Consider the following 21,296-nt stretch of genomic DNA (forward strand, 5'->3'; position numbering starts at 1 on the left):
GCCGATGACTACGGTGGCATCGGCAAACGCCGGCGCCGCCGTGCTGACCAGAGCGCCCGTGGCCAGAACAGCCACCGTCCCTGCCCTGAACAGCAGGGTTCGTCGGTGCGCAGTCACGTCCACACCCCTCCGGATCTTGACTTTCACCCGAGCGTCGCTGCCGAGCATGTCTGTCCATGGTCCAACATGCGAGCGAGGCTCGCCTTGCATGGTGCGCCGCAGCAAACTATGCCCTGTCCGACGGGGTCGGCGAAACCCGCTGCGTCTTGCGAGCAGTGCCGGAGCAGTCGTATCGTCCCGCTATGTCCAGTGCGCACCGATATTCCGACACGGTGCAAAGCGTCCTTGATGCCCTGAACGCCGGGGTCGATCCGGACCGGACCGCGGTGCGCGATGCGGTCCGGCAACTCCTCGCCGAGCTGCGGTCACGCGCGCCCGGACGTTCGGTGGAGGTGCGGGTTCCTCCGTACGGCGCGATTCAGTGCATCGAGGGGCCAAGACATACGAGAGGTACGCCACCCAACGTCGTGGAGACCGACCCGGTCACGTGGATCGAGATCGCCACGGGCCGGAAATCATGGCATGAAGCCGTCACGGCCGGGAAGATTCGCGCCAGCGGGGTTCGCGCGGATTTATCCGGCTATCTACCCTTGTAACCCTCGCAAACCGTCGGGCACACTGGTCACCAACGGCCTTCGATACGTCGCTCTGCGTCATGCCCGAAACCTCGCGTACACTGTTCCCCGCGACGGCGACCCAGCTAGTGGCGTCGAAACAGCCCCCGGCGGATGGCCGGCGTCAACCGAGAAGCCATCCCCCCGACACCCCACGCACGGTCTTCACTTCAGCCACCCCAAGGCAACTGCGACGACAGGAGCGGCTAGTGCCCCGAGGCGATGGCCGGTTGAGCCACGAGCTCGACCCCCAACGTCCAGGTCCTCAGGACAAGTGCGGTGTGTTCGGCGTCTGGGCGCCGGGCGAAGAGGTCGCGAAGATGACCTACTACGGGCTGTATGCGCTACAGCACCGTGGTCAGGAAGCGGCCGGCATCGCGGTGTCCGACGGATCCGGTGTCGTGGTCTACAAGGATCTGGGCCTGGTGTCCCAGGTCTTCGACGAGCCGACCCTGGCGAGCCTGCGCGGCCACATCGCGATCGGCCACGCGCGGTACTCGACGACCGGCGGCTCCACCTGGGAGAACGCGCAGCCGACGCTGCGCTCCACCCGCGCCGGCGACGACCGGGCGGGCACCACGATCGCGCTGGCCCACAACGGCAACCTGGTCAACACCGCCGAGCTGGCCCGCCGGGTGGCGGAGCTGCCCGACGTCGAGCCCGACGCGATCAACTCCACGAACGACACCGCCCTGGTGACGGCGCTGCTGGCCGCGCGGCCCGACCTGTCCGTCGAGGCGGCCGCGCTGGAGGTGCTGCCGACCCTGCGCGGCGCGTTCAGCTTCGTCTTCATGGACGAGGACACCCTCTACGCGGCGCGCGACGTCAACGGCGTGCGCCCGCTGGTGCTCGGCCGCCTCGAGCGCGGCTGGGTCGTGGCCAGCGAGACCGCGGCCCTGGACATCTGCGGCGCCAGCGTGGTCCGCGAGATCGAGCCCGGCGAGCTCATCGCGATCGACGAGCACGGCCTGCGCTCCAGCCGCTTCGGCACGCCCGATCCGAAGGGGTGCCTGTTCGAGTACGTCTACCTCGCCCGCCCGGACACCACGATCTCCGGGCGCAACGTGCACGCGGCCCGCGTCGCCATCGGGCGCACGCTGGCCAAGGAGCACCCGGTCGACGCGGAACTGGTCATCCCGGTCCCCGAGTCCGGCACGCCGGCCGCCATCGGCTACGCCACCGAGTCCGGCATCCCGTTCGGCCACGGCCTGATCAAGAACGCGTACGTCGGGCGCACCTTCATCCAGCCGTCCCAGACGATCCGCCAGCTGGGCATCCGGCTCAAGCTCAACCCCCTGCGCGACAACGTGCGGGGCAAGCGCCTCATCGTCGTCGACGACTCGATCGTGCGGGGCAACACCCAGCGGGCGATCGTGCGCATGCTGCGCGAGGCCGGGGCCATCGAGGTACACGTGCGGATCTCCTCGCCGCCGGTCAAATGGCCCTGCTTCTACGGCATCGACTTCGCCACCCGGGCGGAGCTGCTGGCCAACGGCCTCGACACCGAGGGCATCCGCCGCTCCATCGGCGCGGACTCCCTCGGCTACGTGTCGCTGCCGGGCCTGATCGCCGCCACTGAGCAGCCGGCCACCCGGCTCTGCAGCGCCTGCTTCGACGGGCAGTACCCGATCGACCTGCCGGCCGACAATGTGATCGGCAAGCACGTGCTGGAAGGCTTGAAAAACGCGGCCCGCGCTGCGGGGGCCGCGCCGACCGCGACTGACGGCGCGCCGAGCGTGACCGCCAGTGTCGGTGGTTCGGGCGCACTGCTGCACCCGTGACCGCCCACCCGAGACATACCGCGGTGCCTGCGCCGCAGAGGCAACCAAAGGGGAGAAAGTGACGCACGTGGACGAGCGCGCCGACAAGACCGGCAAGGCCGGTCAGGGCAGCACCCCCGAGCGGCAGCTGTGGACCGCCGGCAACGGCCGGGGTCGCCGTAAGACCGTGACGTACGCGGACGCGGGTGTGTCGATCCACGCCGGCGAGCAGGCCGTCGAGCTGCTGCGCACCAAGGTGCACCGCACGCACCGGCCCGAGGTCATGGGTGACATCGGCGGGTTCGCCGGGCTGTTCCGGCTGGACCTGAAGAAGTACAAGAGCCCGATCCTCGCCTCCTCGACCGACGGCGTCGGCACGAAGCTGGCGATCGCCCAGGCCATGGGCATCCACGACACGGTCGGGATCGACCTCGTCGCGATGGTCGTGGACGACCTCGTCGCGTGCGGGGCCGAGCCGCTGTTCCTGCTCGACTACATCGCCTGTGGCGAGGTCGTGCCGGACCGGGTGGCCGAGATCGGCGCCGGCATCGCCGACGGGTGCCGTTACGCCGGCTGCGCGTTGCTGGGCGGCGAGACCGCCGAGCACCCGGGCGTGATGCGCCCCGACGAGTACGACATCTCCGGCACCGGCGTCGGCGTCGTGGAGGAGGACGCGATCCTCGGCCGCGACCGGGTCGAGGTCGGCGACGCCGTCATCGCCCTGCGCTCGACGGGCCTGCACTCCAACGGCTACTCGCTGGTCCGCCACGTGCTCCTGGGCGCCGGCCGGATGCGCCTGGACAGCATCATCGACGAGTTCGGCCGCCAGCGCACCCTCGGCGAGGAGCTGCTCACCCCGACCCGGATCTACGCGAAGGACTGCCTCGACCTGATCAAGGAGAGCGACATCCACGCGTACGCCCACGTCACCGGCGGTGGCGTACCGGGCAACCTGGTCCGGGTCCTGCCCGAGCACGTCGACGCGGTCGTGGACCGCTCGACCTGGCGCCCGCAGCCGATCTTCGAGCTCGTGCGCACGAAGGGCCGCATCGAGGACACCGAGATGGAGAGCACCTTCAACATGGGCATCGGCATGATGACCGTCGTCGCCGCCGAGGACGCCGACCGCACCCTGGCCTTCCTGGCCGGCCGCGGCCTGGACGCCTGGCAGGTCGGCGAGGTCATCGAGGGCACCGGCACGGTGCAGATGGTCGGCTCGCACACCCGCGGCTGACCGGATCTTCACTACGGGGGTGGTGTAACGGCACTGCCCCCGTACGCGTTTCTCTAGAACGGGCGTGTCGGAATACGCGAACTCTCGCGTATCCGATCAACTGGGCTTACCGCGGCGCAGCGAGGGACCTAGGCTGAGGCGACACGTCCCTACGCCCAAAAGGAGGACGGGGCGGTGTCGTGGAGCGGCATGCAAGGCATCTCGCCGGTCCCTGGGTACGTCGTGATGCAGCCGACCACCCTGTGCAATCTCGACTGCACGTACTGCTACCTACCGTTCCGGTCCAGTAACCAGCGGATGAGCCCCGCCGTCGCCGAGGCGGTCGCCGCCTCCGTGAACCCGTGGGCGGCCGCCGACGAGCGCTTCTCGGTCGTCTGGCACGCCGGCGAGCCCCTGGCCGCCGGCCGGGCCGCGCTGGCCGGGCTCATGGCCCCGTTCGCGGGGGTGGAGCACCACGTGCAGACCAACGCCACGCTCATCGACGACGCCTGGTGTGAGTTCTTCGCCGAGCACGGCGTCCGGGTGAGCGTGAGCGTCGACGGGCCTGAGGCGCACAACGGGCAGCGGGTGAACCGGGCGGGCTCGGAGGCGTACCGGACGATCCTGCACGGCATCGAAGCGCTGCAGCGCCACGGCGTGCCGTTCTCGGCGCTCTGCGTGGTCAGCGATCCCCGGCCCGGCCTCGCCGCCGAGATCTACGACTACTTCCTGGCGCTGGGCTGCGAGGTGCTGGGCATCAACATCGAGGAGCAGGAGGGCGTCAACGCGCGGACGAACGCGTTCGCCGACGACGCCGTACGCGCCTTCTGGGCCGAGCTCGTCGCCGCGTGGCGCCGCGATCCCCGCATCCACGTCCGCGAGATCGAGTGGACGCTGCGGTACGCCGGGGCGGTGCTGGCCGGCCGCGCCGACGGCATCCTGCCGAGCGCCCTGGACCCGATCCCGACAATCGCCGCCGACGGCCGCGTGTTCCTGCTCTCGCCGGAGCTGGCCGGCTTCACCGACCCGCACTACGGCGACTTCTCCTCGGGCAACGTGCTGCAGACGCCGCTGTCGGCCGTTCTGGCCGGCGCGGCAACGTCCGCCCCGTGGATCGGCGAATACTTGAGCGGCGTGGAGTCCTGCCGCCGGAGCTGCCCGTACTTCGGCTTCTGCGGCGGCGCCCACGCGGCCAACCGCTACTTCGAGCACGGCCGATTCGACGGCACCGAGACGAACCACTGCCGCAACAGCAAGATTCGCCTTCTGGAGGGAGTGCTGGACCATGCCGGAGCAAGCTGACCCGGTCACCGAGCGCGTTCACCGGGCCGCCGACGGCCTGAGGGTGCTGCTGGAGGAGGCCGCGGCCGCACGGACGGCGAGATCAGAGGTGCCGGGCGACGACGCCACGAGTGCCGTGTGTGCCTGGAACCACTTCGAGAACATCCCGACCTTCTACAACTGGAACAACCGTCCCAGGTAGCTCGAGCTCGGTAAGGACCGGCACTCGAGGACTCTCGAGGCGGTGCGCCACTGCACCGCCCTCAAGAGGTGGCTACGTCGAGACACCCGCAGGGCGTGCCGTCGAGAGAACGGCCGCCGTGCGGGTGCTGTGGACACGGCTCGGGCACGTGGTTGTCCACGTGCCCGTGAGCCGAGTTGACGCCCGGTCTGGGTCGATCCGCGAAGCTACTCGAGCCAGACTGAGCGCACGATGGTCAACGCCCCCCTGAGCGCCAATCACTGTCGCTGGAGGGGTCGTCTTCGTCGTCGTCCTCGTCGTCAGCCTCTTCGTCGACTCCGTCATACTCGGCGTAGTCGTCGCGTGACTTAGGGCTGCCGGCCGCGAGCTCGCGTTGCAACGCTTCGAGGTCGGTGTTAGGTGAGTGATATTTCAACTCCCTGGCCACCCTAGTCTGCTTGGCCTTCGCACGGCCGCGCCCCATGGCTCGACCCCCTCGCACAGAATTACGGGGCAGCCATTACCGGCAGGCCCCGACAACGTCAGGCATCTCTCGTGGCTCTTACGGTACATGTCGCGGGCACCTTTCGGCATCTCGCCCCTACCGACCATTTCGGTGGCGTTGCTTACCCGACCGGACCGGTCTGGTTGCCGACGGGTAAGCACCACGTGGTCGACGGGTCGTCACGTTCGCCGTGAGCCGCCGCGCATGGTTACACCAAGATGGTACGGAGCCTTCCGACCTCGGCCATCCGCCGTTCGGCGAGCCGATCGGCGGCCACCGCGGGGGGTACACCCTCGGCGGAGGCCACCTCCAGGATCTGCTTCGTGGTGTCGTAGATCCGTCCGGCCCGCTCCTTCGCCCGGGCGAAGTTGAACCCCTCGATCTCGTCGGCCACCTGGATGACCCCGCCCGAGTTGACGACGTAGTCGGGCGCGTAGAGCACGTCGCGCTCGGCGAGGAGCTTCTCGACGCCGGGGTGGGCCAGCTGGTTGTTGGCCGCGCCGGCGACGATCTTGGCGCGCAGGACCGGGACGGTGTCGTCGTTGAGCGCGCCGCCGAGGGCGCAGGGGGCGTACACGTCGATCGGCGCGGCGATCAGTTCGTCGCTGCTGTCGACGAGGTCGACCTGGGGGTACGTCGCGCTCGCCCAGTCCAGCGCCCGCACGGACACGTCGGTGGCGACCACCGAGGCGCCGTCGTCGAGCAGGTGCTTGGTCAGGTGCTTACCGACCTTGCCCAGGCCCGCGATGCCGACCCGGCGCCCGGCGAGCGTGGGCGTGCCCCAGCGGTGCTCCGCGGCGGCCCGCATGCCCTGGAAAACGCCGTACGCGGTGAGCACGGAGGAGTCGCCGGCGCCGCCGTGGGACTCGGAGCGCCCGGTGACGTAGCGGGTCTCCTTGGCCACGACGTCCATGTCCCGCACGTACGTGCCCACGTCGCACGCGGTGTAGTACCGCCCGCCGAGGGACTGCACGAAGCGTCCGTACGCCCGCAGCAGCGGCTCGCTCTTGTCCTTGTCCGGGTCGCCCCAGATGACGGCCTTGCCGCCGCCGAGGTCGAGGCCGGCGAGCGCGTTCTTGTACGCCATGCCGCGCGAGAGCTCCAGCACGTCGTGCAGGGCCTCGTCCTCGGACGCGTACGGATAGAAGCGAGTGCCGCCGAGCGCCGGACCGAGCGCGGTGGAGTAGACGGCGATGATGGCCCGCAGGCCGGACTCGCGGTCGTGACAGAACACGACCTGCTCGTGGTTGGTGGCGAAGACGCCCATGGATGCTCCCGAGGCAATCGCGGCCCGTCCTCGTGAGACGGGGCCGTTCACGACAGTGCGGTGACTTGACCCTAACGCCGACACGTGGCCGTCGGTTCCAGGGCGCCTTCGCGTCGTTCGGCCGTTTCGTGCGACGATCGGGCCGTGCCGTCGCTCTTCGCGTCATACCTGCGGGTGTACGAGCCGCTGGCTGCCTTCGACCGCGACCACCAGCTGTACTGGCGTCGCTACGTCAAGGAGGGCCGTGCCGTCGCGCTCTCGGACGGCCCCGGCCGTCAGCGCACCGCGGTCCTGGAGGCGCTGGGCGCCGGATGGACCCGCCTGCCGGCCCTGCCGGAGGAGGCCTACGTCCTGGAGGCCGACGACACGCTGCTCGTCTGCCCCTGGAACCTGCGCATCCGCGTCGCCGAGGCGGCCCTGACCGCGCGCGACGGCGTTCCCAGCGTTATCGCCGACGCGTTCGTGCCTCCGGTGCTGGCCGGCCTCGCCCAGACCATCGTCGACGACTGGCGCAGCGGCGACAACGTGCTGGAGCGCGGGCTCCCCCGGGTCCACGAGCAGGTGGCGACCTGGGGTGTACCGCTGCGCTGGTTCGTCTTCGTGGACCTGGAGGAGCGCGAGCTGTCGATGCGTCCCGGCCGCCGCGTCCTGCGCTACCGCACCGAGATCTCGAAGGCCCGCCGCCGGGCCCACCGCGCCTACGCGGTGCTGCGCCGGGCGATGGGCGACGCCCCGATCACGGTGGCGGTGGAGGAGACGGCGCGCTGGCTGGAGGAGTTCCACTCGCGCTCGATCGTGGAGCTGGACTACGGCGGCCTGGTGACGCTGATGTCGGACGAGGCCCTGGCCTCGGACGACTCGCCGGGCCTCGTGTCGGCGGGCCTGTCGAACGTGGCCCGCGGCGACGCGGACGCGGCCACCGAGGTCTACGAGAAGCTGGTCGAGCGGTGGCGCTCGGTGCAGCTGCTGGAGCGCTGCAACTGACTCGAGCCGGCGCCCTCACGCCGGACCCTCGACCATGCCCCCGCGACGAACGCGTTCGCCACGAACGCGGGTCCGCCGGGCGTTCAGGCGTGACTTCGACGAAGCTAAATGTCCGGTTCGTCACCCACCCGATCGAGTGTCACCCTTCGCAACCGAATCGCTCCCCGTCAGTGTCCGTTATGCCAAATAAGCGGGTGTTTGGCAGCTACCCATCACCCCGGAGAGTGAGCTAGATTCGTGGTGGATCGCTCACCCTCCGTCAAAATGAGTCCGAATTTATCCGATTTTGCGGTGTCAAAATCGGAAAATTCACTTATTCATCATCCGTCCATACAGGGACCTTCAGCCGTTCGGCCCATGTCGGACATCGGGGACTACCCGGACCATAGGAAACGCGTCGACCGGCGGGACCCCGGCCGGCGTTCCTGGGTACCTGTGGAGGAGTGACCGATGCCATCTCGCACGCATGAGCCTGAGCCGTTGCTAACGCCGGCTGAGGTCGCGTCGATGTTCCGCGTCGACCCGAAGACCGTCACCCGTTGGGCGAAGGCGGGCAAGCTGAGCGCGATCCGGACGCTTGGTGGCCACCGTCGCTACCGCGAGTCTGAGGTACGAGCCCTGCTCCAGGGCCAAATTCCCACGCAGCGCACGGGCGACTGACGCCGACAGTACATCGCGTCCTCCTCCCGCGCCAAAACGACACGGCTTATTACCGCAGCGCGCTCGGATCGTCACCCCCCGGTGATCCGAGCGCGCTGTTCTTTCAGCGTGATCCGTCTTCAGGGTGTCAGCGTGATTCGGATGCCCACCGTGGCGTCGGCGCCCCGGCGGCGGAGGCTGACCCACACGAAGAGGCGCCCGCGGAGGCCGTACTTGCGCTTGATGAGCTCGCGCACGGCGACGCCGCCCTCGGGACCCAGGAGCGTGGCGTGGGCGGGGACCGCCTCGCCGGTCGCCTTGCCGCGGACCGTGCACGGCCCGACGGTGATGGTGCCGTCGCGGCGGATGCGTTTGACCTTGCCGGAGTCGCCCACGGTCCACACCATGAGCGCTTCGCCGTCCCGCGCCGCCCACACGGGTGTCGGGACTGGGGTACCGTCCCGGCGAAACGTCGTCACCAGGAGATACTGTTCCTCGCCCAGCTGCTCCACCGTGGCGGATGTGTTCGTCATACGGCTCAAGGTACGAGCCTCCTCTCGTCCGCGGGAGGGTCACACGCCCGAGTGACGGGCAGCTAGTCTGTTGGTCCAGCCAAAACGGCCCCCGGAGTTCGCAATGAAGCTGTCGATCCTGATGCCGGTCTACAACGAGGAAGTCCGCGTGGCCGACGCCGTGAAACAGGCGCTCGACGTGAACTACCCGACCGAGATCGAGCTCGTCATCGTCGACGACGGCAGTCGTGACCGGACGGCCGAGATCCTGCACGGGCTGAACGACGAGCGGCTCCGCGTGGTCGTCCACCCGCGCAACCGGGGCAAGGGCGCCGCGATCAAGACGGCCGTCGAGAACGCCACCGGCGACTACATGGTCATCCTGGACGCGGATCTCGAGTACGACCCGCAGGACATCCCGAAGCTGCTCGAGCCGGTGCTCGACGGCCGGGCGACGGTCGTCTACGGCAACCGGACCTTCGGCTCGCACAGCTCCTTCTCGTTCTGGTACGTGATGGGCAACAAGGCCGTCACCACCGCCGCGAACATGCTGTACAACTGCTACCTCGGCGATCTGGAGACGTGCTTCAAGCTGATGCCCGTCTCGCTGTACCGCTCCCTGCAGGTGCGTTCGGCCGGCTTCGGCATGGAGGCCGAGGTGACCGGGAAGCTGCTGCGCAACCGGCACCGGCCCTACGAGGTGCCGATCAGCTACCGCGCCCGCACCCGCGAAGAGGGCAAGAAGATCACCTGGAAGGACGGCGTCGAGGCGCTGTGGATCCTGTCCCGCGAACGCATGCGCAAGCCGTCCAGCAGCATCGGGACCTCCTGAGCATCGGGGAGCTCTCCGCACGCAGCGGCGTGGCCCCGTCCGCGCTGCGGTTCTACGAGAAGCTGGGCTTGATCCACGCCACGCGTACCGGCGGCAACCAGCGCCGGTACGAGCGCTCGCAGCTGCGCCGGGTCGCCTTCATCCGCATCTCGGCACAGGTGGGCGTACCGCTGGAAACGATCAAAGAGGCGCTCGCCTCACTGCCGGCGAACCGCACCCCGACGAAGGCGGACTGGGCCCGGCTCTCCTCCGGGTGGCGCACCCACCTCGACGAGCAGATCGAACTGCTCGAACGGCTGCGGGACACGCTCACCGGCTGCATCGGCTGCGGCTGCCTCTCGCTCAAGAGCTGCACGCTGGTGAACACCGACGACCGCCTCGCGAAGAAGGGCCCGGGCCCGGTGGTCCTCACCCAACCGTGAGCACCAGCTTGCCGAAGTGCTCGTTCGACTCGAGCACGCGGTGCGCCTCGGCGGCCTCGACGATCGGGAAGCGCCGGTCGATCACCGGGCGGATCATGCCCTCGTCGAGCAGCGGCCAGATCTCCTCGCGCACCCCGCGCACGATCGCGGCCTTCTCGGCGGCCGGCCGCGCCCGCAGCGTGGTACCGGCCACGAGCGCCCGCTTGGCGAGCAGCTGCCCGAGATCGAGCTCGCCGCGGCGGCCACCCTGCAGCCCGATGACGACGAGCCGCCCTCCGGTCTTCAGTACGTCGACGTTCTGCTTCAGGTACGAGCCGCCCATGATGTCGAGCACGACGTCGGCCCGCACCTCCTTGGCGAAGTCGGCCGTCTTGTAGTCGATCACGCGGTCCGCCCCGAGCTCGAGCAGCCGCTCCCGCTTGGCCGCGCGGGCGGTTGCCACAACCTCGGCCCCAAGAGCCTTGCCCAGCTGTACCGCGAACGTCCCGATCCCGCTCCCGCCCCCGTGCACGAGCACCGTCTCGCCGGGCTTGAGCCGCGCCAGGTCCACCACGTTGGAGAAGACCGTGGCCGCCGCCTCGGGCAACCCGGCCGCGTCGACCAGGTCGACGCCCTTGGGCACCGGCAGCACCTGACCCGCGGCCACCGCGACGAGCTGCGCGTAACCACCCCCGCCGAGCAGCGCACACACTTCCTGCCCGGCGTGCCACCCGTGCACCCCTTCGCCGACGGCGCGGACGCGTCCGGAGACTTCGAGCCCCGGGTACGGCGGCGCATCCTTGGGCGGCGGATAGTTCCCTTGGCGCTGCAGCGCGTCGGCGCGGTTGACGCCGGCGGCCGCCACCTCGATCAGCACCTCACCGGCGGCGGGGGCCGGATCGGGCACCTCGGTCCAGCGCAGCACCTCGGGCCCGCCGGGGCGTTCAATCGTGATCGCATGCACGGCTCCATCATTGCCGTTCCCACCAAGGCCGCCACCGCTGGGCGTCGCCCCACTGGTTCTGCCCGTCGCCCCACTGGTTCTGTCTCCGGTCCTGGTGCCACCGAAGCCGGCCACCACTCTGGTCCTCGCCGCCCTGGTTTTGGCCGCCCAGGTTTTGGCCGCCCTGGTCCTGGTCGCCTCGGTCCTGGCCGTCTTGGTTTTGGTCGGCCAGCGCTTCGGGCTCCTCGGTGGGGTTCGGCTCGGGCTCGTCCGTCACCACCGCCGCTGTCGTCCTGTCCGCCAGCGGGTGCGTGGTGCTCTCGACCCGCACGACGGCCTTCTTCTCGACGCTGACCGAAGCATCCGGCGGCGGCGCCACGCTGGGCGTGACCCCGAGGTCGGGGATAGGAACGGGGGCGGCGGGCACGGTACCCATGCCGAGCGGCCCATTGGCGTTGACTCCTGGCCCGCCACCGGGCGTCGCAACCGGCATCGCGAACCCACCGTCATCGGACCTGGGCGGCCCGACACCACTGCCCACGTCGTACCCGGCCGAGCCCACAATGACCCCGAGCGCCGCGACACCAACCCCACCGACAACGAGCACGGCGAGCGAGGGCCTGACGATTCGCCGATGCCGGGTGACGTACCCGACCCGCGGATCGTTGAAGAAGAGATGCACGCTCCCATTCCCCCCGTCACTACTGCCCTGGCTTGAGTCTGCGCAGGTCACAGCCACTTGGGCGGGAGTTGCGACACAGTGTTCGGCGGTTCACCGCCCCGCGTTCGCCCGAACGACCTCCCCCACGTGGGTGACGCCCCATGGGCGGGCGGGGATCTGGCACACTTAGCGTCGTTCCGCTGGAGGGCTCGCCTAGTGGCCGATGGCGCCGGTCTTGAAAACCGGTGAGGCGTTCCGCGTCTCCGTGGGTTCGAATCCCACGCCCTCCGCTCCCCGCAAGCAACGGTGTCCGCTGAGCAGCGCGGACGCTGCCCAGCGGACATCGTTGACGGCATCGATCGAGTCCCATTGATTCTCACTCGATCTGGCTTCAGACCACTGGTTGTGGATGAGCCGTGGATGGGAAGCCGGCCGCGGAGCCACGCGGCCGGCCCGCCTCGTCCTACCGCTTCAACGCCGCTTCGACCGCCAGCGCACACGGCCCATCCCTGGCGCGAAGCCTGTGCAGGTTGGTCCAGCACACCAGAGACCGAAATATCTGCCCCTGCTCCGTGACGGGGTACTACTGCCGTGCGGTTGGATCACCCGGAGCGCCTCTGAGCGAGTCCATCAAACCCACTACAATCCGACTAGAACTCATTAGCGGCGTGAACGCATCTCTTACGTCGGTGTAGGCATCGAGCATTGCGAAGAGCTGCGCTTCATCCCAGATCACCAATTCCTTAAGGTTGCCGTCCGAAAGGTCGGCGATCATTTGGTTTAGCTGGTACATGCCCGCGCTTCCGAAAGCGGCTTGCACTGAGATATTGGTCGCCAGGACGAGATAGTCTACTGGCCTGCTATCCACCCTCCGTCTCGAACTGAGAATTCCCGACTGGATCTCGCGTCGAATTCTGTCGCGCATCCAGGCAGCCGCGGCGGGAGTGTTAGCGCCCGAGGTTTTAAACATAGCCTGCATGACCACATAGCCTTCCCAGGGCGCTTCAGCGCTGGGGAAGTCGGCCAACCGTCCGTCGAATGACGCGTCCCGCCCGCCGTCGGGTCCGTAACCACCATGGATCCTTGTCCGCGGACCGAATCTTTTCGCAGTAAGGGCCTGGCAAAGCATCTCGAAGGTCATCGGCTCAAGACTGTTCAGGTCGTAGTGTCGAATGATTTCTGCGACTTCACGCTCGCTTAGCTCACTACCGAAGCCTGCTGATACCTGCTGGCGTTTCCACTCCAACAACTCTGCAACCGGGTAGACGGAGGCGTGGTCGTCAACAGGCTTATGGTGAATCCCGCACAACAGAAGCAGATTCTCTTCCTGGTCTACTAGTTCCATTGGATACGCAGGGTCATAGCGAGGACCACCCGGCGATTCAGAGCGGCGAATATGGGCGATCTGCGCACTGACGGAAAGTATTCCGCGATCTTCAAATATCAAAGGGTTCCGGCATCCTTGATACGCGCATCGCGTCGCACGGCCGTAAAGCAGCTTGATAGTCTTGTCAGAGTAGTTGCGCTTCACGCAGTCTCACCCGCTGACTGTTCACCGTCCGGACCCAGGGTGCTAGGCATCCGAGGGCGTGTTTTTCGTGATTCCATCGATCCAATCCACGACCAACTGCCCAACGAACGCTCGTGCATCACCTAGTGACATGGTTCGCCTGGGTGGCAAGCCGGGGAGACGCGCATGTCGCGCCGTATCGCCGCTTACATCAGGTCGATTCGCGGATGCGGTGAAAGCCTTCAGCTCCAACTCGGTTGCAGAGCAAACCTCCGCTATCTGGAGAGGGCGGAGGTTATCTCGGATAATCTCATAAACTTTGTATAATTCTATCCATGAAGGGCAAATCCGACGTTTCCGAGAATCGTCAAGACTTCCGCAACGTCTGCGTTCGCTGTAGGGGCGAAGTACCTAACTCCTGGAGTTTGCCGTGTTTGCACCACGCCGCCAACAAAGGCGGTGATGGCTAGGGCTTGTTCCCGCACCTCGGCGGTATCGGCGAGCACGAGCTGCTGGACGTTATTGCGGTCGTTGCCGTACCGGCCGACCAACCGTACCGGCCGGAAGTCGTCTCTCATTGCCCGTGCCAGGCCGTTGAGCTGTACGAGCAGAGCTGAAGCGGCTTCGTGAAGCTCTGTGGGCTTTGCGAACAAGTCGTCTAGATGTTCGGAAGCCAGGTAGTAAGGATGACTCTCATCATCGTCCTTGCCAACGTGTGGCTCCCCATGCGGGAATTCCCATACGAGCGCATCAAGATCGAAGAAGTGACCAGTCAGCCGGGCAAGTACGGTCATCGTCGGATCGTATCGGCGGACGGCGACACCAAACCGCCGCAGCGCTCGGTAGTGGACGGAAGAAGCCGTGTTACGTCGCCGAGCAGCTACGCCGGCGCATCGAGACGGCGTTGCAGCAGCAAGACGAGGGCGAACCGCCGACCTCCGCGACCTGGGTGCCCGGAAACGCCGGCGTTGAGCCACAGCGACACGGCAGCATGCGACGCGCTCGCCGCCGCAGGATGCGAACGCATCTTCACCGACCGGGCCAGCAGCAAGCTCGCGCGGCGACCACAGCTCGACGCAGCCTTGATTACATGCGGCCAGGCGACCAGCTCGTCATCACCCGACTCGACCGGCTCGGCCGGTCCGTCAAAAAGGCTCGGCCGGTCCGTCAAAAACTTGTGCGAGCTCGCCGACGACCTCAAGACCCGCCAGGTCGGCCTGCAGATCCTCTCGCAGGGCATCGACACCACGACCCCCGGCGGGAAGCTGTTCTTCCACATCCTCGCCGGCATCGCCGAGTTCGAACGGGACTGCTCTCGGAGCGCGCACTCGACGGCCTGGAGTCGTCTCGTCCCGCGGACGCAAGGGCGGCCGGCGTCCCGTCATGACGCCCGACAAACTCACCGCGGCACGGCAGACGTACGACTCCAGGCAGCACACCGTCGAGGCCATCGCGAAGGTTGTCGGGGTCAGCCGCGCCACTCTCTACCGGCACCTGGAGCCGGACAACGCCCACTAAATTTGGCCGCATGTTGGCCACGGACCGCACGGAACCGGCGACGACTGGCAGAGACGGACCGGGAGGTTAAGGCGCTCTGACCTGCTAGAACAGGATGGACCGGAGCAGCAGGAGATCAGCCGAGACATCAGCGGTCGGTCTTGAAAACCGGTGAGGCGTTCCGCGTCTCCGTATCTCACGCCTCCGCTCCACGCCGGCGAAAACGTCCGCTGACAATCGCGGACAGTGGCCAGCGGACGTCGTCGTAGATCGCGACCCCGTCTCACCGGATCTGCCGCACTCCACGGGTGCGGAGCTCAGCGGCGGAAGGCCCATAGCTTGCTCAGCTGGTAGTTGATCAGCGGTGCCGTCACGATCAGCAGCGCCTGCGCCGGCAGGACCGGCACGTGGGCCAGCTCCACCAGCAGCGGCAGCCCCGCATACGTGAAGACCAAGGCCCACAAGCAAATCACGTAAAACTTCAGGAAGCCCCGCACCACCGGCCCGGTCGAACGGAAGACCCAACGCCGCTGCAGCGGATAAGTGGCAAGGGCGCATCCGAAGTTCGCCAGTACCGGGATCGCCAGGTAGTGCAGGTGCGTCCTCGTAGAAAGGTAGATCGCCGTGGAGAGCGCGTAGTAGACCGCGGAAGACACTGCCCCCACCGCCACGTAGCGGACGCGGCGGTCGGACAGGACTCGTTCTACCGTTGTCGTCACTTCGGGCAGGCGACCGACGGGCGTGGGAGCCGGCGGATCGGGCGGTACGACTCCACCGCGCGAACAACGAGGTCGATGTCGTCGTCGTCCATGCCCGCGTAGAGGGGCAGGCGCAGCAGGCGGTCCGCCACGTCCTCCGTCACGGGGCAGCCGTCCGTGCGGCCGTACTTCTGGCCGGCCGGGGCCAGGTGCAGCGGCTGGTAGTGGAAGGTGCCCAGGACGCCCTGTTCGAGCAGGTGGCTCAGCATCGCCGAGCGGGTCTCGAGGTCGGGGAGCAGCAGGTAGTACAGGTGGGCGGGGTGGGTGCGGTCCGACGGTACCGTCGGCTGGTTCACGCCGTGCTCGACGGCCCACGTGGCCAGGCGGTTGTGGTAGCTGTTCCACACGTGCATGCGGCGGCGCTGGATCTCGGTGAAGTTCTCCAGCTGGGCGGTCAGGAACGCGGCCAGGAGGTCCGACGGGAGGTACGAGCTGCCCAGGTCCATCCAGCGGTACTTGTCCACCATGCCCCGGAAGAACTGGCCCCGGTTGGTGCCCTTCTCGCGGATGATCTCGGCGCGGTCGTAGAAGCGGTCGTCGTTCAGGATCAGGGCGCCGCCCTCGCCGCAGTGGATGTTTTTGGTCTCGTGGAAGCTCTGGGTCGCCAGCTCGCCGATCGAGCCGAGGTTGCGGCCGCGGTACGTACCGCCCAGGCCGTGGGCGTTGTCCTCGATCACGACGAGGTCGTGGCGGCGGGCCAGGGCCGTGATGGCGTCCATCTCCACGGCCACGCCGGCGTAGTGCACGACCACGATCGCGCGCGTGCGCTCGGTGATGGCCGCCTCGACCAGGCGCTCGTCGATGTTCAGGGTGTCGGCGCGGCAGTCGACGAAGACCGGGCGGGCGCCGCGCAGGGCGTACGCGTTCGCGGTGGAGCAGAACGTGAACGACGGCAGGATGACCTCGTCGCCGGAGCCGAGGTCGAGCAGCAGCGCCCTCGACGAGCATCCGGCGCTCCGAGTACGCCGTCATGGAGAAATGCAGGTTGCTGCACCGCCCCTCGAACATCAGGCAGTGGGCGTTGGTCGCCACCAGATCCGCGGGGCTGGAGTGGTCCCGCAGCCAACGACCCGCTTGCAAAGTGCCTTCGCTGATGTACCGCGGGCCGCGCACCACATCCCGAAAGCCGCCCTGGCGCGACTCCGAGGCGACGAGCGCGAAGTGCTGCAGAATCCCAGCAGCAACCCCAATATTATGAAATGTCCGAAATGTCCGTCACGGAGTGGCGGACATTTCGGGACGCCGTATACGAGTCCGAGCACCAGAGCCAGCGCCGCGTAGGGAAGGAGCAGCACGGCCGGAGAAGGGTCGCGGGGGATGTCGTGGCGGCCGAAGTACTGGACGGCCTGGATCACGATCACGCCCGCCAGCGCCGACACCAGCAGTGTCCGCCACCGCGCCAGGCCCGCCACCGCGACTATGCACAGGTACGGCCGCGCCGACTCCAGGAAATAGCGCTCGCTGTCGCCGTCCTGCCCCAGCAGCATGGTCGCCGCCGCGCCCGCGATGCCGAGGCCCGCCATCACGATCAGCGCCGCGTTCCAGGAACGCACCCGCAGGGCGCCGGCCCACATCGCCGCCCAGCACAGGACGGTCAGGAACGCCAGGAGCAGCAGCTTCCACGGGACCCGGCCGGCGCTGAAGGCCGTCGTCACCCCGATGCCTCCGGTCGCCACGTCGGTCAGCGGCGCGAACCGCGTGCCCTGGCTGCTCGAGCCGAACAGCACCACCTGGGCGGCCACGATCGCGGCGACGGTGCCGCCGAGCGCGAGGAGGGGTGCCGAGCGGGAAGACCAGCACCAGGAGCGGGGCCCCCACGAGCCGGGCCAGGACATAGCAGAAGACCTCGCCGATGTACCCCACGACGAGCCCCGACGCCACATCGGCCACGAACCAGCCGGGGCCGCCGCGCAGCAGCCGCCACCAGAGCGTCCCCGGCAGCGTGACGCCGAGCGCGAGGCACAGCCCGAACGCCGCGGTGCTCAGGGGCGGCACACGGTAGAACCACAGCACCGCCACCGTCGTGGCGAGCAGCAGGGCGGGGCCCCCGAACCGGCTCCCGAGCGCACCCTCGGGCGCCGCGATCACGGGCTCAGCGGGCGCCCTCGTCAGCGTCTGCACAGTCGGGCTCAACGATCGTCCCGGTCAGGTGCGGCTTTCCTGTCATCCGATCGTGTACCGCGATGTGCCCGCCGGACGCCGCGAACTCCACGGTCGCGGGCAGCAGGATCGGCAGCTTGAACGCGACCGTGACGGTGTACGCGTCCGGCAGGCGGCCCTCCAGCGCGGCCAGGCAACGGGCCTTGGTCCACATGCCGTGCGCGATGGTGGACCGGAAGCCGAACGCGCGGGCGAGCAGGCGGCTGGTGTGGATCGGGTTGCGGTCGCCGGACGCGGCCGCGTAGTCGGTCCCGGTGCGCCGCGGCACCTTCCACACGGCGGTGGCCTCCGGCCTCTCCGTGGTGGGCGACCTATCCGATTTCGAGCCGTCTTTTCGCAGGTACGTCGATCGCCCGTGCCACACCGGCTCGGCGCCGGCCGTGGCCGTCGCGACCACGTCCAGCTGCGTGCCGCGCGCGTGGGGGCGGAGGGCCTCAGCGCGTACCGACAAGGAAAAAGTGTCCGAAGACGTCAGGGGCCGGAGGACCTCGATCGAGTTTGCGACGTGCACCAGGCCCAGCAGGGGGAACGGGAAGTCCGCGGCCGTCATGAGCGACAGCGCCAGCGGGAACGCGAGCACGTGCGGATAGGTCGCCGGCAGCTCGTCGCGCAGCCGGAAACCGCAGACGCGGTTGTACTCCGCGAGGTGCGCGAGGTCCGCGCGGACCCCGTCGAGGCGCAGCTCCCGCTCCGGCAGCGTATTGCCGCTCGGGCGGCGCAGGGCGGCGGCGCGGTACAGCGGGCCGAGCCGCGGCGGGGCGGACAGGACGGTGGTCTCCATCAGGCCCCCAGGAGGCTCTGCCCGCACACCCGCACGACGTTGCCGTTGAGCCCGCCCGACGCCGGGTGGGCCAGCCAGGCGATGGTCTCGGCCACGTCGACCGGCAGTCCGCCCTGCGCCAGGCTGTTGAGGCGCCGGCCGCCCTCGCGCACGAACATCGGCATGGCCGCGGTCATCTTCGTCTCGATGAAGCCGGGCGCCACCGCGTTGATGGTGAGCCCGCGCTCGGCGACCGCGCCCGCGCTGGCCTGCACCAGGCCGATCACGCCCGCCTTGGAGGTGGCGTAGTTGGTCTGGCCGCGGTTGCCGGCGATGCCCGAGACCGAGGAGACCGAGACGATCCGGCCGTTGCCGCCGAGCAGGTTCTCGGCCAGCAGGACGTCGTTGATGCGCTCCTGGCTGGCGAGGTTCACGTCGATCACCGACGCCCACTGCCCCTCGTCCATGCGCCCGAGGGTCTTGTCCCGGGTGATCCCGGCGTTGTGCACGAAGATGTCGGCGTGCACGTGCCGGGTGGCGATGAAGTCGGCGAGCCGGCGCGGCGCGTCCGGGGCGGTCAGGTCGAGCTGGAGCGCGGTGCCCTTGAGCTCGTTGGCGACGTTCGACAGGTCCTCGCCGGCGGCCGGCACGTCGAGGCAGACGACGTGCGCGCCCTCGCGGGTGAGCACCTGGGCGATCGCCGCCCCGATGCCGCGGGCGGCGCCGGTGACGATCGCCGTCCGGCCGACCAGCGGCTCGTCCCAGTCGTCGGGCGCGGTGACGGCGGCCGGGCCGATGCGGATGACCTGGCCGGAGACGTACGCCGACCGCCCCGACAGCAGGAAGCGCAGGGTGGACTCGGTGGCCTCCTCCGCGCCCGGGGCCACGTAGACCAGCTGGGCCGTCGAGCCGCGGCCGATCTCCTTGCCGGCCGAGCGCACGAAGCCCTCGAGGGCTCGCTGGGCGGTGGCCTCCCGGGCGCTCGGGCACAGCTCCGGCGGGCTGCCCAGCACGATCACCCGGCCGGAGGAGCGCAGCGAGCGGATCACCGGGTGGAAGAAGTCGTAGAGCGCGCGCAGCCCGGAGCTGTCCGCGATGCCCGTGGCGTCGAAGATCAGCGCGGCGGTGCGCTCGTCGGCGCCGCCGGCCGCGGTGGGCAGCTTGTCCAGGATGTGGCGGGTGGGCTCGGCCAGCCGCCCCTCGCCGCCGAGGGTGAACGGCCCGACGAACTCCGCGCCCGGCCGACGCCGGCGCAGGCTCGGCGGGTCCGGTAGGCCGAGGCGTCTGACCAGGAACCTCCCGGCGCCCGAGTGGGCGAAGGATGCGTAGCGATCGGTCATTGCGGTGCCTCCCCAGTTACAACTCCGCACGCTAACCTACTCACGAGTAGGGTAACGCCAGGATGCCCTGCCCCGTCGCGAAGGAGACTCCGATGGCCCCCTCGAGAACCCCCTCGGAAACCCCCGTCCGGGTCGCGGTCGTCGGCGGCAACCGCATTCCCTTCGCGCGCTCGGGCAGCGCCTACGCCACTGCATCAAACCAGGACATGCTGACCGCCGCCATAGACGGCCTCGTGGCCCGCTACGGGCTGGCCGGCGAGCGGCTCGGCGAGGTCGCCGCCGGTGCGGTGCTCAAACACAGCCGCGATTTCAACCTGACGCGGGAATCCGTGCTCGGATCGAGGCTCGACCCGCGCACCCCGGCGTACGACGTGCAGCAGGCCTGCGGCACCGGGCTCGAGGCCGCGATCCTGGTCGCCAACAAGATCGCCCTCGGGCAGATCGAGGCGGGCATCGCCGGCGGCGTCGACACCACCTCCGACGCGCCGCTCGGCGTGAACGAGGACGCGCGGCGGATCATGATGGAGCTCAACCGGTCGCGCTCGCTGGGCGCCCGGCTGCGCGCGGTGAGCAAGTTCCGGCCCGGGCAGCTCCGGCCCGACATCCCGCGCAACTCCGAGCCGCGCACCGGGCTGTCGATGGGCGAGCACGCCGCGCTGACCGCGGCCGAGTTCGGCATCGGCCGCGAGGAGCAGGACGAACTGGCGCTGGAGTCGCACCGGCGGCTGGCCGCCGCCTACGAGCGCGGGTTCTTCGACGATCTCGTCACGCCGTACCTCGGCCTCGCCCGCGACCAGAACCTGCGCCCGGACACGTCCCTGGAGAAGCTGGCCAAGCTCAAGCCGGTCTACGGCCGCGGCCCGGAGGCGACCATGACGGCCGGCAACTCCACCCCGCTCACCGACGGCGCCGCGGTGGTGCTACTGGCCTCCGAGGCCTGGGCGAAGGCGCGCAAACTGCCGATCCTGGCGTACTTCGAGACCGCCGAGACGGCCGCCGTCGACTTCGTGCACGGCGGGGACGGGCTGCTCATGGCCCCGGCGTTCGCGGTGCCCCGGCTGCTGGCCCGGGGCGGGCTCACCCTTCGCGACTTCGACTACTACGAGATCCACGAGGCCTTCGCGTCGCAGGTGCTGGCCACTCTCAAGGCCTGGGAGGACCCGACGTTCTGCAAGGAGCGCCTCGGCCTCGACGAGCCCCTGGGCGCGATCGACCGGGCCCGGCTCAACGTGAACGGTTCATCGCTGGCGGCCGGGCACCCGTTCGCCGCGACCGGCGGGCGGATCGTGGCGACCCTCGCGAAGCTGCTTTCGGAAAACGGCGGCGGGCGGGGTCTCATCTCGATCTGCGCCGCCGGCGGCCAGGGAGTGACGGCAATCTTGTCGCGCTGAATGGGCGCCGGACCAATATCGTGTTCG

Annotated in this window: 23 protein-coding genes, 1 tRNA gene and 1 pseudogene; 13 read left to right on the forward strand and 12 right to left on the reverse strand. The window is 68.9% G+C overall.

Annotation, left to right across the window (positions count from 1 at the left end; genetic code table 11):
* Positions 1-302: 302 nt before the first annotated feature.
* From ACPPVO_RS58655 to amcA, 5 genes are all read left to right on the forward strand, one after another.
* A complete protein-coding gene (locus ACPPVO_RS58655) occupies positions 303-656 on the forward strand; it encodes a sterol carrier family protein (protein ID WP_426508535.1) in 354 nt (117 codons plus the stop codon).
* Between the two features lie 227 nt (positions 657-883).
* Positions 884-2,455, forward strand: a complete 1,572-nt coding sequence (purF, locus tag ACPPVO_RS58660; protein ID WP_426508537.1) for an amidophosphoribosyltransferase — start codon at positions 884-886, stop codon at positions 2,453-2,455.
* 58 nt (positions 2,456-2,513) lie between these two features.
* On the forward strand, positions 2,514-3,668 hold the full coding sequence (purM, locus tag ACPPVO_RS58665; RefSeq protein WP_426508538.1) for a phosphoribosylformylglycinamidine cyclo-ligase: 1,155 nt from the start codon (positions 2,514-2,516) through the stop codon (positions 3,666-3,668).
* Positions 3,669-3,857: 189 nt separating this feature from the next.
* Positions 3,858-4,949 (forward strand): cyclophane-forming radical SAM peptide maturase AmcB, encoded by a 1,092-nt coding sequence (gene amcB / locus ACPPVO_RS58670; protein WP_426508540.1) that lies wholly within the window; start codon positions 3,858-3,860, stop codon positions 4,947-4,949.
* Positions 4,933-5,130, forward strand: a complete 198-nt coding sequence (gene amcA, locus ACPPVO_RS58675) for a multiple cyclophane-containing RiPP AmcA (protein ID WP_360375097.1) — start codon at positions 4,933-4,935, stop codon at positions 5,128-5,130. Before amcB ends, amcA begins: the two co-directional genes overlap by 17 nt.
* A 235-nt stretch (positions 5,131-5,365) precedes the next feature.
* Here the strand turns inward: amcA and ACPPVO_RS58680 are convergent, their stop codons facing one another.
* Positions 5,366-5,593 carry a DUF3073 domain-containing protein gene (locus ACPPVO_RS58680; RefSeq protein WP_360375095.1) on the reverse strand — a complete coding sequence of 76 codons (228 nt, stop codon included), beginning with the start codon at positions 5,591-5,593 and terminating at the stop codon, positions 5,366-5,368.
* Positions 5,594-5,822: 229 nt separating this feature from the next.
* On the reverse strand, positions 5,823-6,881 hold the full coding sequence (locus tag ACPPVO_RS58685) for a Glu/Leu/Phe/Val dehydrogenase dimerization domain-containing protein (RefSeq protein ID WP_426508542.1): 1,059 nt from the start codon (positions 6,879-6,881) through the stop codon (positions 5,823-5,825).
* Between the two features lie 144 nt (positions 6,882-7,025).
* Between ACPPVO_RS58685 and ACPPVO_RS58690 the strand changes: the two genes are divergently transcribed.
* The gene (locus ACPPVO_RS58690; protein ID WP_426508544.1) at positions 7,026-7,865 is read left to right on the forward strand and encodes a hypothetical protein; all 840 of its coding nucleotides are present in this window, start codon (positions 7,026-7,028) and stop codon (positions 7,863-7,865) included.
* 450 nt (positions 7,866-8,315) lie between these two features.
* Positions 8,316-8,525 carry a BldC family transcriptional regulator gene (locus tag ACPPVO_RS58695; protein ID WP_223099768.1) on the forward strand — a complete coding sequence of 70 codons (210 nt, stop codon included), beginning with the start codon at positions 8,316-8,318 and terminating at the stop codon, positions 8,523-8,525.
* Positions 8,526-8,644: 119 nt separating this feature from the next.
* Here the strand turns inward: ACPPVO_RS58695 and ACPPVO_RS58700 are convergent, their stop codons facing one another.
* Positions 8,645-9,037 carry a PPOX class F420-dependent oxidoreductase gene (locus ACPPVO_RS58700; RefSeq protein ID WP_426508547.1) on the reverse strand — a complete coding sequence of 131 codons (393 nt, stop codon included), beginning with the start codon at positions 9,035-9,037 and terminating at the stop codon, positions 8,645-8,647.
* 103 nt (positions 9,038-9,140) lie between these two features.
* On the opposite strand from ACPPVO_RS58700, the gene ACPPVO_RS58705 reads away from it, so the two are divergent.
* Positions 9,141-9,848, forward strand: a complete 708-nt coding sequence (locus ACPPVO_RS58705; protein ID WP_360375086.1) for a glycosyltransferase family 2 protein — start codon at positions 9,141-9,143, stop codon at positions 9,846-9,848.
* Positions 9,845-10,270 carry a redox-sensitive transcriptional activator SoxR gene (gene soxR / locus ACPPVO_RS58710; protein ID WP_360375475.1) on the forward strand — a complete coding sequence of 142 codons (426 nt, stop codon included), beginning with the start codon at positions 9,845-9,847 and terminating at the stop codon, positions 10,268-10,270. Before ACPPVO_RS58705 ends, soxR begins: the two co-directional genes overlap by 4 nt.
* On the opposite strand, the gene ACPPVO_RS58715 is transcribed toward soxR, so the two are convergent.
* Positions 10,257-11,213: an NAD(P)H-quinone oxidoreductase gene (locus tag ACPPVO_RS58715; protein ID WP_426508548.1), complete on the reverse strand. Its 957-nt coding sequence runs from the start codon at positions 11,211-11,213 to the stop codon at positions 10,257-10,259. The two genes, soxR and ACPPVO_RS58715, sit on opposite strands and share 14 nt — an antisense overlap.
* A gap of 7 nt (positions 11,214-11,220) precedes the next feature.
* Positions 11,221-11,874 (reverse strand): hypothetical protein, encoded by a 654-nt coding sequence (locus ACPPVO_RS58720; protein ID WP_426508550.1) that lies wholly within the window; start codon positions 11,872-11,874, stop codon positions 11,221-11,223.
* Between the two features lie 181 nt (positions 11,875-12,055).
* On the opposite strand from ACPPVO_RS58720, the gene ACPPVO_RS58725 reads away from it, so the two are divergent.
* Positions 12,056-12,143 (forward strand) — tRNA-Ser (locus tag ACPPVO_RS58725).
* Between the two features lie 293 nt (positions 12,144-12,436).
* On the opposite strand, the gene ACPPVO_RS58730 is transcribed toward ACPPVO_RS58725, so the two are convergent.
* Positions 12,437-13,384 (reverse strand): hypothetical protein, encoded by a 948-nt coding sequence (locus ACPPVO_RS58730; protein WP_426508551.1) that lies wholly within the window; start codon positions 13,382-13,384, stop codon positions 12,437-12,439.
* A 308-nt stretch (positions 13,385-13,692) separates the two neighbouring features.
* Complete coding sequence (locus tag ACPPVO_RS58735; RefSeq protein ID WP_426508553.1) at positions 13,693-14,157, reverse strand: hypothetical protein; 465 nt, start codon at positions 14,155-14,157, stop codon at positions 13,693-13,695.
* Between ACPPVO_RS58735 and ACPPVO_RS58740 the strand changes: the two are divergent.
* Positions 14,089-14,625, forward strand: a pseudogene (locus tag ACPPVO_RS58740) (recombinase family protein); the annotation flags it as partial. The gene ACPPVO_RS58735 and the pseudogene ACPPVO_RS58740 sit on opposite strands and share 69 nt — an antisense overlap.
* Positions 14,626-14,746: 121 nt before the next feature.
* Positions 14,747-14,881 carry a helix-turn-helix domain-containing protein gene (locus ACPPVO_RS58745; RefSeq protein ID WP_426508555.1) on the forward strand — a complete coding sequence of 45 codons (135 nt, stop codon included), beginning with the start codon at positions 14,747-14,749 and terminating at the stop codon, positions 14,879-14,881.
* Positions 14,882-15,177: 296 nt separating this feature from the next.
* Here the strand turns inward: ACPPVO_RS58745 and ACPPVO_RS58750 are convergent, their stop codons facing one another.
* The 5 genes from ACPPVO_RS58750 to ACPPVO_RS58770 form a co-directional block, all read right to left on the reverse strand.
* Positions 15,178-15,579, reverse strand: a complete 402-nt coding sequence (locus tag ACPPVO_RS58750; RefSeq protein WP_426508556.1) for a GtrA family protein — start codon at positions 15,577-15,579, stop codon at positions 15,178-15,180.
* The gene (gene rffA / locus ACPPVO_RS58755; RefSeq protein ID WP_426514910.1) at positions 15,576-16,550 is read right to left on the reverse strand and encodes a dTDP-4-amino-4,6-dideoxygalactose transaminase; all 975 of its coding nucleotides are present in this window, start codon (positions 16,548-16,550) and stop codon (positions 15,576-15,578) included. The genes ACPPVO_RS58750 and rffA overlap by 4 nt, the downstream gene beginning before the upstream one ends.
* A gap of 75 nt (positions 16,551-16,625) precedes the next feature.
* The gene (locus tag ACPPVO_RS58760) at positions 16,626-17,360 is read right to left on the reverse strand and encodes a hypothetical protein (protein WP_426508557.1); all 735 of its coding nucleotides are present in this window, start codon (positions 17,358-17,360) and stop codon (positions 16,626-16,628) included.
* A 350-nt stretch (positions 17,361-17,710) separates the two neighbouring features.
* Positions 17,711-18,559 carry a MaoC/PaaZ C-terminal domain-containing protein gene (locus ACPPVO_RS58765; protein WP_426508559.1) on the reverse strand — a complete coding sequence of 283 codons (849 nt, stop codon included), beginning with the start codon at positions 18,557-18,559 and terminating at the stop codon, positions 17,711-17,713.
* Positions 18,559-19,878, reverse strand: coding sequence for a 3-oxoacyl-ACP reductase (locus ACPPVO_RS58770; protein WP_426508560.1), 1,320 nt, complete (start codon positions 19,876-19,878; stop codon positions 18,559-18,561). The genes ACPPVO_RS58765 and ACPPVO_RS58770 overlap by 1 nt, the downstream gene beginning before the upstream one ends.
* Before the next feature lie 92 nt (positions 19,879-19,970).
* On the opposite strand from ACPPVO_RS58770, the gene ACPPVO_RS58775 reads away from it, so the two are divergent.
* Complete coding sequence (locus ACPPVO_RS58775; protein ID WP_426508561.1) at positions 19,971-21,269, forward strand: acetyl-CoA C-acetyltransferase; 1,299 nt, start codon at positions 19,971-19,973, stop codon at positions 21,267-21,269.
* Positions 21,270-21,296 lie beyond the last annotated feature (27 nt).

The organism is Dactylosporangium sp. McL0621 (assembly GCF_049995355.1).
Taxonomy (GTDB): domain Bacteria; phylum Actinomycetota; class Actinomycetes; order Mycobacteriales; family Micromonosporaceae; genus Dactylosporangium.